The 11,326-nt window shown below is 64.7% G+C and carries 13 protein-coding genes; 6 read left to right on the forward strand and 7 right to left on the reverse strand.

The window, feature by feature from the left end:
• Window positions 1–221 (reverse strand): hypothetical protein (locus tag B1C78_RS17645; RefSeq protein ID WP_175628298.1); only part of this gene is annotated, 221 nt, incomplete at its 3' end.
• A 1,221-nt stretch (window positions 222–1,442) separates the two neighbouring features.
• On the opposite strand from B1C78_RS17645, the gene B1C78_RS17650 reads away from it, so the two are divergent.
• Together B1C78_RS17650 and B1C78_RS12160 are read left to right on the forward strand one after the other, a co-directional pair.
• Complete coding sequence (locus B1C78_RS17650; protein ID WP_175628299.1) at window positions 1,443–1,619, forward strand: hypothetical protein; 177 nt, start codon at window positions 1,443–1,445, stop codon at window positions 1,617–1,619.
• Between the two features lie 57 nt (window positions 1,620–1,676).
• Window positions 1,677–1,838, forward strand: a complete 162-nt coding sequence (locus B1C78_RS12160) for a DUF1328 domain-containing protein (protein ID WP_077279436.1) — start codon at window positions 1,677–1,679, stop codon at window positions 1,836–1,838.
• Window positions 1,839–2,048: 210 nt separating this feature from the next.
• Here B1C78_RS12160 and B1C78_RS12165 read toward each other — a convergent pair whose 3' ends face one another.
• The gene (locus B1C78_RS12165) at window positions 2,049–3,119 is read right to left on the reverse strand and encodes a thioredoxin family protein (RefSeq protein ID WP_077279437.1); all 1,071 of its coding nucleotides are present in this window, start codon (window positions 3,117–3,119) and stop codon (window positions 2,049–2,051) included.
• 164 nt (window positions 3,120–3,283) lie between these two features.
• Between B1C78_RS12165 and B1C78_RS12170 the strand changes: the two genes are divergently transcribed.
• Window positions 3,284–3,823 (forward strand): DUF2058 domain-containing protein, encoded by a 540-nt coding sequence (locus B1C78_RS12170; RefSeq protein ID WP_077279438.1) that lies wholly within the window; start codon window positions 3,284–3,286, stop codon window positions 3,821–3,823.
• A gap of 16 nt (window positions 3,824–3,839) precedes the next feature.
• The gene (locus tag B1C78_RS12175; RefSeq protein WP_245795417.1) at window positions 3,840–4,535 is read left to right on the forward strand and encodes a TVP38/TMEM64 family protein; all 696 of its coding nucleotides are present in this window, start codon (window positions 3,840–3,842) and stop codon (window positions 4,533–4,535) included.
• A 31-nt stretch (window positions 4,536–4,566) separates the two neighbouring features.
• Here the strand turns inward: B1C78_RS12175 and B1C78_RS12180 are convergent, their stop codons facing one another.
• From B1C78_RS12180 to B1C78_RS12195, 4 genes are all read right to left on the reverse strand, one after another.
• Window positions 4,567–5,316: a DUF3581 family protein gene (locus tag B1C78_RS12180; protein ID WP_077279449.1), complete on the reverse strand. Its 750-nt coding sequence runs from the start codon at window positions 5,314–5,316 to the stop codon at window positions 4,567–4,569.
• A gap of 69 nt (window positions 5,317–5,385) precedes the next feature.
• A complete protein-coding gene (locus B1C78_RS12185; protein WP_077279440.1) occupies window positions 5,386–7,629 on the reverse strand; it encodes a putative bifunctional diguanylate cyclase/phosphodiesterase in 2,244 nt (747 codons plus the stop codon).
• Between the two features lie 262 nt (window positions 7,630–7,891).
• On the reverse strand, window positions 7,892–8,104 hold the full coding sequence (locus B1C78_RS12190; RefSeq protein ID WP_077279441.1) for a hypothetical protein: 213 nt from the start codon (window positions 8,102–8,104) through the stop codon (window positions 7,892–7,894).
• A 77-nt stretch (window positions 8,105–8,181) separates the two neighbouring features.
• Window positions 8,182–8,511, reverse strand: coding sequence for a hypothetical protein (locus B1C78_RS12195; protein ID WP_077279442.1), 330 nt, complete (start codon window positions 8,509–8,511; stop codon window positions 8,182–8,184).
• An 83-nt stretch (window positions 8,512–8,594) separates the two neighbouring features.
• Here B1C78_RS12195 and B1C78_RS12200 point away from each other — a divergent pair, with 83 nt between their 5' ends.
• Both B1C78_RS12200 and B1C78_RS12205 read left to right on the forward strand, forming a co-directional pair.
• Complete coding sequence (locus B1C78_RS12200) at window positions 8,595–9,806, forward strand: MFS transporter (protein ID WP_077279443.1); 1,212 nt, start codon at window positions 8,595–8,597, stop codon at window positions 9,804–9,806.
• Window positions 9,807–9,895: 89 nt separating this feature from the next.
• Complete coding sequence (locus B1C78_RS12205) at window positions 9,896–10,861, forward strand: 2-hydroxyacid dehydrogenase (RefSeq protein WP_077279444.1); 966 nt, start codon at window positions 9,896–9,898, stop codon at window positions 10,859–10,861.
• Between the two features lie 10 nt (window positions 10,862–10,871).
• On the opposite strand, the gene B1C78_RS12210 is transcribed toward B1C78_RS12205, so the two are convergent.
• The gene (locus B1C78_RS12210) at window positions 10,872–11,153 is read right to left on the reverse strand and encodes a peptidylprolyl isomerase (protein ID WP_077279445.1); all 282 of its coding nucleotides are present in this window, start codon (window positions 11,151–11,153) and stop codon (window positions 10,872–10,874) included.
• Between the last annotated feature and the right edge of the window lie 173 nt (window positions 11,154–11,326).

Below are 11,326 nucleotides of genomic sequence, written 5' to 3' on the forward strand. Positions count from 1 at the left end.
TGCTGACGGTCCTGGTCCTCGTCTTTTTCGTCCTCCTCGTGTACACCGCTCATCTGCAGACCATCACGGATCTCCATGTAATCGCGTGTTTCCTCCTCCTTGTCCTTGTCCCTTTCGCCCTGTCCGTAGGACAGCGCGCCGGCAGAAGCAGCACCCGCACCAAGCGCCCCGGCGGCGAACATGGCGATCAACAGGGTCTTCATCGAAGTGGGTTTGCTCATGGCATTTACTCCTGAATCGTCTTTGGTGAATGAACCGTGGCCCCTCATAGGGCCGGTCATGTGCGTCGACTTCACCAGATCCAATGCGATCTCCATGCCATGATGAAAAGTACATTAAGATCAAGATGTTATGTCACACAAGGCCAAATCCGACATGCCGCAGCTGTCGCCTGTCCACGACACCCGGGCTCAACGCATCGCGGCTAACCGTCTGAATTGAAGATCGTTTCCACCTGTCGCCTGCCAACGACAGGTGCCGAGCCCCGGCGTGCACCCTGGCACACATCCGATGTGCCTGACGTTTCTGGAAAGGTGCCGACGGCCTTGCCGTCTCCGGGTCCCGGCGGTGCCCACCCGCTTACCAGACGGTGCGATGCGCATGGACTGTGGGGCAGCGCCGACGGTCCAGGTTCGAATCGGGCCGGTGGCGATGCCCCATTTGGGCGATGACACCCTCGAAAACGGCAAAGAACCGCGCTGCAGTGCACTCCCGCGCCTCGTGCATCCCGACCGAACCCTTGGCACGGCTCGTGCTTATGTCCAGGCATGAACAACGTATACAGCCCCGGAACACGGGGAACCCCTAAAAAAGCCTGTCCGCGCCCGTACACGAGACACTCAAGGGTCGCGGATGACGTCTCGGGACCACAGCAGGCTTGCAAGGACGCCAAGACCTCCCGGTCCGATCGGCGGGCCCTCCCCCCTTGGGCTTCCTCCCTGGCCCTCATCTGCCCGCCGAGCCGTCTCCCCCGACGGCGCTTGGGCCGGTCTCCCGTCAGGACTCGGGTGACCGGTTCTCTTTTTTCTCTTTCAACCGGTGCGATACCGCCAGGTGCGGATCGCTCCCCGTCACACATCACAAAGGACACCACGTTATGCCCTTATTCATCCGACCGGCCTCTCTCAGCGTTATCGCCCTGTGCGCCGCATTTGCGCTCGTGCCTCTGGCAGGCTGTTCAGAGCAGGGGCCGGACTAGTGTCGTGTCCCGTCCATATCTTGCGTTTCAGCGTGGCCGTGCGGGTGTGTGGCCAGGCACGCTTGCGCTGGAAGGGCCATCCCCTTTCGAGCAAGCGTAACACCGCCACACGCCCGCACGGCCGCGCCCGAAGGGAGCCCCGCAAAAGCGCCAATGCCGCGTTGCACACCTTGCCAAGGAACCTGCCATTGCCTGCGGCGCGCGCCTTGCCTTGGCGCTTTTGCGGGGCTCTGAAACTCAAGATATGGACGGGACACGACACTGGCAGGCCGGTGAGCAGATTGACGACGCAGTGGAAGAGGCCGGCGAACGCCTCGAGGAGGCGACCCGCGAGGCCGAGGACGCCATTGATCCGCCCGGTCCCGCGGAACGCGCCGGCCGCCGTATCGACGAGGCGATGGAAGAGGCCGCGGACGACTGAGCCCGTAACCTCGCAGCCATCGCTGCCGCCCCCACCCGCCCGTGCGAGGAGGTCACCATGCTCAGTTGGGTATTGATCTTCCTGGTCCTCGCCATCGTCGCCGCCGCACTCGGCTTCTCGGGGCTGGCGGGCGCGGCCTCATGGATGGCGCAGGTGCTCTTCCTGGTGTTCCTGGTGCTGCTGGTTGCCGCACTGGTCACCGGCCGGCGGATGCCCTAGCGAAGGCACGAGCTGCCTGTCCAACCACGAAGCTCACGAAGGAATTCAAAAGATATTCCTCTCGCAAAGCCGCGAAGAACGCAAAGAAAACATTAATGCCTTATAAAAAAGAGATCCCTTGGGGGTTCTTGGCGTGCTTTGCGGCTTCGCGAGAGAGAAAAGGCTTTTGAAGTTGCCTCGTGAGCGTCGTGGTTGAAACGCCTTTGGCTGCTAACGTGGTGAGTCTGCCATCACGCGGCTGCGCCAGCGCTGGAACTGGGGCTGCTCCACGTAGCCGCGTTCAAGCACATACTGCAAACGCGCCTCCACGTTGGCGACGAGTCTGGGCGTGGTGTCGTCCACGGCTGCGCCGAAGTGGTCGATCAGCAGTTCGGAGTCGACGCGCACCGCCTCCGCCCCCTGTTCATCAAAAAAGACCAGGGCCGGCGCGTGCAACAGTCCCAGCCGATCCGCCCATGCGGCAGGGCTCATGGATGTCCCGTCGGGAAGGGTGAGCGTCGATTCCGTGTCGGTCATGTCGAGCTGGACGGCGTCGAATTGCCCGATCTGCTCGCGCACCGACGGAACCGGCAGAACCGTACGGTGCAGGCGTTCACAGGCCGTGCAGTCGGGCCGCTCGAAGAGGACCAGCAGGGGCCGTTCGGCCGGACTGCGCCGGTCCAGGTCATGGGGCGGCGGTGCGAACAACGCCTCGTCCCGGGCGATCGTCCCGGCGTCCGTTCGAGTAACGGCCTCGGCCGCGGTCACATACTCGCGCAGGCTCTGCTGCCGATAGACCTCGTTCTCAAGGTAGTCCAGCACAATGCTGAAACGGTCGGGCGCCACGTAGCCCACCAGGCGCACCAGCACCTCCGCGTCCTCTCCATAGAAGATCAGCGTCGGCGTGAACCGGGCGCCTTCCTGCACCGCGAAATCCTTCGCCCAGTGGGAACGTCCCTGAAAATCCCTGACCTCGTCGTCGCTCAGCACCTCCAGGCCAATCACGTCAAACGACGCCTGTAGGCGTTCCACCAGATCCTCCTGGGCGAACGTCCGGGTCAGCAGGGCATGACAGTAGCTGCAGGCGCGGGTGCCGAAGTACATCATCACGCCCTTCTTTCCGTCATCAATGGCGTCCTGCAGGTCCGCCTGGAAATCCAGCAGGCTCTCCTTGAACCAGGGAGGATGAATGGCCTCGAGAACCTCATTCCCGTCCGCGGATTGCGCCGCTGCCGTGGCCCAGGGCAGCAGGATGCACAGGACGATCATCAGGGCACTGATTCCCGGCACTCGACGTCTCATTGCTGAAAACCCTCCATCACATGTCCACCCGCCTCAGGACAGCATACCCCAGCGCCGGCAGCAGCGGGCGCAAGGACCACGCCCTCGCCAGGGACAGAAGTTCATGGAACCACCTCGGCCCAGGCCTTAGAATGGTCCGCCCACCAGAAAATTCCGGTCTCCCCATGTCCGATTCATTGCGCGAACAGCTCCTGAAGGCAGGGCTGGTAGACGAAAAGAAGCTGCGCCAGAGCCGCCAGGCCGGGAATAAGCACAAGGGCGGCCGAAAGCGAGACACCGGCCGTCGCGCACCGGGCGCAGACAAGGCCCGGGAGCAACAGGCGCAGCGCTCCAGGGAGCTGAACCGCAAGCAGCAGGAAGCCGCCCGGCGCAAGGCCCTGGCTGCCGAGATCGGCCAGATCGTGAGGGAACATCGGCTGTCGAGAGACGACGCCGACCAGGCATACCACTTCCCGCATGGCGACCGGATCCGTTCGGTCCACGTGACCGCCGAACAGCGTGACGGTCTGGCACGAGGGCGGCTGGGAGTGGTCACGTTCGCGGGCGGCTACGAACTCCTGCCGCAACAGGCACTCGAGAAGGTGCGTGAAAGGGATGCCGACCGCGTCGTCGTATTCAATGAACCGCACCACGAAAATGACACACCCCCGGCCGAGGACGATCCGTATGCCGGTTACGAGGTCCCCGACGACCTCATGTGGTAAACAGGGAGTACTGCGCTTGCCGACAGACGGAACCAACGGGGAGGATCGATGCCTGGATTGCAGCGGTGAGCGGCGGCGCCATCTCCTGCGCCTCGCGGTGCTGGGAACCCTCGCCGCGGTCGCAGTCATCGTGGCCATTCGCCAGCCCGTGGCCATCGCCGACGCGGTGGCCTGGGGAGAGGGGCTGGCCGACTATCCGACAACCATCGCGCTGATCATTCTGATCCAGGCCCTGCTGCTGGCACTGGCCCTGCCGGGGACCCTCATGCTGTGGGTCGTGGCCCCGTTCTACCCCCCGCTTGCGGCCGCCGCCATTCTGACCGCCGGCAGCACCGTGGGCGCACTGGGGGCGTACCTGGCCGCGGGATGGTTCGGTCGTCACTGGCATCCCGGTCCGACGGGACAGCGGGCGCTGAAGCTCCTCAGGCGCCAGGGCGATTTCGTGACACAGGTGGCCCTGCGCGTCCTGCCGGGCTTCCCCCATTCGGTGGTGAACTATGGTGCCGGATCCCTCAGGCTTCCCCTCGTGAGCTTCCTGGCCGCCGCGGCCATCGGACTGGGCATCAAGTGGACGGTATACGCCTTTGCAGTGGCGGCCCTGGTCCGACCCGGCCTGGATGGAGAGGGCATCGATCCGGTCTCGCTGCTGCCCCTGCTGGTCCTGGCGGTTCTGCTGGTGGGTGGCCGGTACCTGCGTTCCAGGCTGGGCTGACACCGGCGGCGCAACGCCGCACGAGGACCGTTTACCCGCCGCCGGATTCCACGTCAGCCTTTCCCCGCGGATCACCTGAACGGTAGGCCCGTTTCCAGTCGGCGTAGAGGTCCACCAACGCGGTCACCTGGGCTTCGTCGTACTCCCGCAGACCGCTCAGCACCAGCTTCTTCTCGCCGGTGCCCACCGCCTCGCCCTCGGCATGAATCACGAACTTCAGCCGGACATCGCCGCGCTTGCCGATGACGTCGAGCGAGGACCCCTCCAGGGTCAATGCCGGAGCGGCAAAGTCCTGACGATGGAGATCGAGGCTCATGCCTTCGTATATCACCAGCGGACGCTGCGGATTGATCATCACCCCGTGCCTGCGCATCAACGGCACCAGTACATGGGGGAAGGTCTGCCCGGAGAAGGCCACGTAGGCGCGGGCAAACTTCTCCAGCACGCGCGGGTCTTCAATGACCGGTCCTTCCCGGGTCACCCTGAGGCAGGCGCGGCCCGATGTGTCGGTGATCTCGAACGAAGCAGCCCGGGTATCGGGCAACAACAGGTCGACGTCAGCGCCCACCATGTCGGTAAAGGCGAAGTGCATACGCCGGCTGAGACCGTAGCGATCGAGCACCAGGGAGAACAGCAGATCCCCGGGCACCACGAACCGCTTCGCATCGGGATTGTGGATGGGGTTGAAATCGCCGGCGACTTCCTTGGCGAAACGACTGCCCTGCGCTGCGGAGATTCGTATTCGGTCTCCGTCGGAGACATGGAAGGCGTCAAGATACATGGTCGGGTCTTCGCTGCGGGCCATGGGAACGGTCAAACATTGTACATGGCCCCGCCGCGGGAACGGGACTCAACCGGCAGGTCGCTGGCTGAGCCAGGCGGCCAGCGCGTCCGGCTCCATGGGCCGCGCGATATGGTAACCCTGCGCGCTGTCACAACCGAGGATCTCCAGCAACTGCAGGATCTCCGCGTCCTCCACGCCTTCCGCCACCACCGTGTACCCCAGGTTGTGGGCAAGGTCCACGGTCGAGCGCACGATCACCGCGTCATTCTCGTCGTGACACATGTCCATGACAAAGGACTTGTCGATCTTGAGGGTGTGGAGAGACAGTTGCTTCAGGTAGGCGAGCGAGGAGTAACCCGTGCCGTAATCGTCGATGGCTATGGTGATGCCCCGATCGGCCAACCGCGCCAGCACCGCGCTGCACTTGTCCAGGTCGCCGGTGAGCAGGTTCTCCGTGATCTCGATCTCCAGGCATTCGGCCGGCGCTCCCGTGCGGGTCAGCAGAGCGAAGATACGCTCGGCCAAATCCGCCTGCTGAAAGGCCATCGCGTCCACGTTGACGGCGATTCGGACCCTCATGCCCTGCGCCCTCCAGTCCATGCACTGCCGCAGGGCCGCCTGCAGCACCCAGTCGGTCAGGGGATTGATCAGCCCGGTGCGTGATGCCATGGGCAGGAACTCGTCGGGATACAGCAATCCGTGCTTGGGATGCTGCCAGCGCACCAGCGCCTCCACGCCGGTCACGTGCCCCGACGCAAGATCCACCTTCGGCTGGTAATGCAGGCGAAGTTCCTCCTTTTCCAGGCCACGGCGCAGTTCGGTCATCAGCCTGAGACGCCGGGGCGTATGCGGGTCGTTTCCCGCATCGTAGAAACCAAAGCCAAGACCGGCGCGCTTGACGTCATACATCACCACGTCGGCGCGTCTCATGAGGCTGTCCACGCTCTCGCCGTGTTCGGGAAACAGCGCAATGCCGATGCTTGCCCCCAGCAAGAGGTCCTGCCCACCGACGCGAAACGGCGCCTTGAAGCACTCCAGCAGTTTCCCGGCCACCTTCTCGGCCGTCTTCCAGGCGGCCCCCATCTCCGGCAGAAGCACGGCGAACTCGTCGCCGCCCAGCCGGGCCAGGGTATCGGATTTGCGGAGCTTTCCGGCCAGTCGCCGCGCCACGGCGCGCAGCACTTCATCACCCACCGGGTGGCCCAGCGTATCGTTGATTTCCTTGAAGTGATCCAGGTCCATGATCATCAGGGCCACCTGCCTGACCGGACGGCTGCGCCGGGCCACGGCAAGGGCATGACTCAGGCGGTCCAGCAACAGGGTACGGTTGGCGAGGCCCGTCAGGCTGTCCGTGGTGGCCAGGGTGTGCAGGCGTTCAAGCGTGCGCTTCGCCTCCGTGGCGTCCTCCATGAGGCCGTCAATCCGGACCACCCGGCCGGCATCATCGGTGAACGGGCGGAACACGCGCCTGAACCACTGCAGCTTGCCGTCCGGCGATCGTACCCGGCTCTCCACTTCCACGTCGCGACCGTCCAGGGCCTTTTGCCATGCCGCGCGCACCGCCTCGCGGTCCTCCTCCAGCGTCCAGTTCAGGCACGGGATCGGCAGTTCCACGTCCAGATCGCAGATGCGGCGGCTACTGGGGCTCACGTACAGGGGCCTGTTGTTGACCACGTCCACGGACCAGAGCACCTGGGGCAGATTGGACAGCAGGCTGGTGATCTGCTCCTGCAACATATGCACCTTGTTGCGCTCGTTGCTCACCTGCTCCAGCGCGGCGTCCCAGTAGCCTTCCAGCATCAGGCCCATGTCACGGAACAGAAAACGGGTCACGGCATTTTCGAGCTCACTCCGTTCGGCATCCGGAATCCGCTCACTGTCAGCGATACGCTCGCGCAGATGATCCCAATAGAGCAGGTAGGCCCCCATGACCCATACGGGCTCCACACCAAACCGGTAGTGCACGTCGCCGATGTGGGCCAATCGCTGCGAGGAGTCCTCGTCGGTGCGCCCGGAGAGCAGGCGCCAAAGATGTGCCAGCTGGGAGGCCACCAGGGAATCGATCTCGCCCCCGGCCGCCTGGAAGCGCTCGAGGATCTGCGCGGTGGCGGGGTAACTCAGCAGATAGGCGTAGAAGACCTTTGCGAAGCGCTCACTGCCCTGCAGCAACGCGTCGTGGTGACGCGCAAGCAGCCGGCGATCCCGCTCGCCGATGCCCAGAAACTGCGCGAACGCCTCGTGAATGTCCCGGTTCGAGTAGAAACGCGGCCGCGCGGACCCCGTCTCCCTGTTGGAGGAACTGGACGGCATGACAACCCCTTCGGTGGTAATTCCCTTATCTAACGTAAGGGTAATTTCTGAAATGCTGGCGTGGACTATGCACGAAACGGTCCGCCCTCGCCAGCTTTCCCCTGGCCCGCATGTCTCGCCGGGCGGATATCGGCCAGTACGCAACAGGCTGACTTATAAAGAGAATATCTTGGAACGGATGCTCCGAATTGGCGATCCGGTCAGAAAGCCGCGGTGACAGTGTGTACATCGCCGTCAGGCGAAACGTCCCGGGATCCGTGGGTCAGGGACCCTGCGAGACGGTGCCGAAGAGGTGCCAGAGCATGTAGCCGCCATAGACCGCCAGCATCAGGCCGGCCAGCAGGGTGACGGCCCGCGGTCCCTTCTGTTCGGGGATCTCAATCCCCTGGCGGCGCAGGCGCCGATTGTGCAGGTAGCGCTGCACCCGCCACCAGACGAAGGCCACCAGAATGAGAAATGTGAGTATTCTGAGCACTGTGTGAAACGGACTCCCGGACCACCGCGTGAAGCGGCGCCCATGATACGCCATCACGCCGGCCCCGACAGAATTGCTCAACGGAACTCGCCGCCGGTGATGCGCTCCGCCTCGTCGAAGCGCGCGAAGTAGCGGCTGTTGTCCGTACGGTATTCCTGTGTCGTGATGTCGCCCCGCATCACCAGCATCACGTCGGGATAGACCCGGCGGAAATCCTCCGCTGTCGGCCGGGTGGCGATGAACGCCTCGAATGCCGCCATGTCGGTGACCCGACCCGGCCGCACCTCGACCGGCGTGCCCTCATGGTCATCAACCGCTTGCGGCGCACATCCGGCGCCGGCGGCCCAGATGACGCAGGCCAGCAACACGCCGACGAAGGTGATCCTGCTTCTGCAAATGGCGTACATTTTCTGCTCCGGCCCAATCTCAACTCACCATATCACCTGATAACACCCGTGACGCTCTCCGCCAGCAAATCGAACCCGACACCATGAGCACGGGGCACTCGAGCCCGGACACGTTCCTGCACCGATACCCGATCACCGTCATCGTACTGGCGCAGCTTTTCGGGACCTCCCTGTGGTTCAGCATCAACGGGGTGGCCCTGTCGCTGCAGCGGGAAACCGGGATGAGCGAGGCCGACCTCGGGCTGCTCACGGTGGGCGTGCAGGCCGGCTTCATCACCGGCACAGTGCTGCTCGCAGCCACGGGTCTCGCCGACCGCGTTCGCGCCAGCCGCCTGTTCACCCTGGCCGCCGTCACCGGCGCCCTGGTCAACGGCGCTTTCATTCCCGCCGCCCACGACCTGCACGCCGCATGGCTGCTGCGCTTTGCCACCGGCCTGTGCCTTGCCGGCATCTATCCCCTGGGCATGAAGCTCGTTGTGAGCTGGACACCCAAACACGCGGGTCTCGCCCTGGGCTGGCTGCTGGGCATGCTCACCCTGGGCATCGCCCTGCCCCACCTGTTGCGCGGGGCCACCCTGGAACTGCACTGGCAGTGGCCGCTCCTGATTGCCTCGCTCCTGGCCCTTGCGGCAGCGGTGATGGTGCACCGACTCGGAGACGGCCCCCACCTGCCCCCGACCGCCGGATCCGGCCCGCCCTGGGCCGGACTCGCCGCCTTCGCCCGCCGGCCCTTCCGGGCCGCGGCCTTCGGCTACTTCGGCCACTGCTGGGAGCTGTTCGCCTTCTGGACCCTGGCGCCCCTGCTGGTGCTCCGGGAGATCACCCGCCTGGACTGGCCGGTTCACTGGCTGCCATGGCTGGCATTCGGTGTCATCGCCGTGGGTGGCGCGGGCTGCGTGCTGGGCGGGCGCATCAGCCGCAGTACCGGCAGCCTCTCCGTGGCCCGCTGGGCCCTGGGCATATCAGGCAGCCTGTGCCTGCTCTACCCCTGGCTGGGCGGACTGCCCCCCGTGCTGCTGCTCTGCCTGCTGCTCGTCTGGGGATTCACCGTGATCGCCGATTCCCCCCAGTTCACGGCGCTGGCCTCGCTCAGCGCACCCCGCGACCGTCTGGGCGCGGCGCTGGCCCTGATGAATGCCATCGGGTTCGGACTCACGATTCCTTCCATTGCCGTGGTGACCCGCCTGTGGCCCGACAATGAACTGGCCGTGCTCTGGCTGATGCTGCCGGGACCGGTGCTGGGCCTGTGGGCCCTGAGTCGCGTGGGCGCCGCCGATTACGCCCGGGCACCCTGACCCATTGGATGTACGCGAGACAGGCCCCGGACAGCCGCTGCCGGATCGAACTATGATGACCCGAAACAGCAGCGAAGAGAGCCCCGACCATGGCCGACAAACCCGCCGTACTCGTGACCCGCAAGCTTCCGGATGCGGTCGAGGCACGCCTCGATCGCGACTATGATGCGCGCCTCAATGCAGACGACAGGCTCTACTCCGGCGAGGAACTGATCGAACGGTCCACGGGTGCCGTGGCCGTCATCCCCTGCCATACGGAGAAGCTGAGCGCCGGCGTGATCGAACGGCTGCCGGAAACCGTACGCGCCATCTGCAGCTTCTCCGTGGGCTACGACCACATCGACCTGAATGCGGCAAAGGCGCGGGGTATCGTGGTGACCAACACGCCGGACGTGCTCAGCGACGCAACCGCTGAAATCGCCATGCTCCTGCTGCTTGGCGCCGCGCGCAGGGCCTTCGAGGGTGAGCGTGAAATCCGCACCGACACCTGGGCGGAATGGAGCGCCATCCACAACCTGGGCATCCAGGTCACCGGCAAGCGCCTCGGCGTTGTCGGCATGGGCAGGGTTGGACGCATCATGGCGCGGCGTGCGCGCGGGTTCGACATGGAGATCCATTACCACAACCGCCGCAGACTGCCCCCGGAGGTGGAGGAAGGCGCCATCTTTCACGAGCGCGTCGAGGACATGCTGCCCCATTGCGACTTTCTCTCCATCCATTGCCCCGCCACGCCGGACACCCGTCACCTGCTGAACGCGGCACGCATCGCACTGCTGCCGGAATCCGCGGTGGTGGTCAATACGTCACGGGGTGCCGTGGTGGACGACGACGCACTGATTGCCGCGCTGCGCTCGGGTCGGCTGTTTGCCGCGGGGCTCGACGTGTTCAACAACGAGCCGCACATCGATCCCCGCTACCGGGAACTGCCCAATACCTTCCTGTTGCCGCACATCGGCAGCGCCACCCGGGAGACCCGTGACGCCATGGGCTTTCGCGCCCTGGACAACCTCGACGCCATTGTCGCCGGACGCGAACCCCGCGACCGGCTCGTGTGAACGGCGCGCTTCAGTCCTCGCGCGCCGTGACTTCCAGCAGGTGATAGCCGAACTGGGTCCTGACCGGCCCCTGCACCTCGTTGACCGGCGCGGAGAACACCACCTGATCGAACTCGGGCACCATCTGCCCGCGCCCGAACGACCCCAGTTCCCCGCCCTGCTTGCCGGAAGGACAGGACGAGTACTCCTTCGCCAGCGCGGCGAAGTCTTCGCCCCCCTGGATACGGGCTTTGAGTTCGTTGCACAGCTCTTCGGAGTCCACAAGGATGTGTCGCGCGCTTGCCGTCGCCATGGTGTCTCGCCTTTGAATGGATGAATGGGGAGCCCATTGTGGTGCATGGGCTGTTTCATGAAAACCTTTTCACCACGAAGCGCACGAATAAAAAGACATTTCTAAAAGACATTTCTCTCGCAAAGGCGCGAAGCCCGCAAGGAAGATACATGATATAGAAACTATGAAGGGCC

It is taken from the genome of Thioalkalivibrio denitrificans (assembly GCF_002000365.1).
Classification (GTDB): Bacteria; Pseudomonadota; Gammaproteobacteria; order Ectothiorhodospirales; family Ectothiorhodospiraceae; genus Thioalkalivibrio_A; species Thioalkalivibrio_A denitrificans.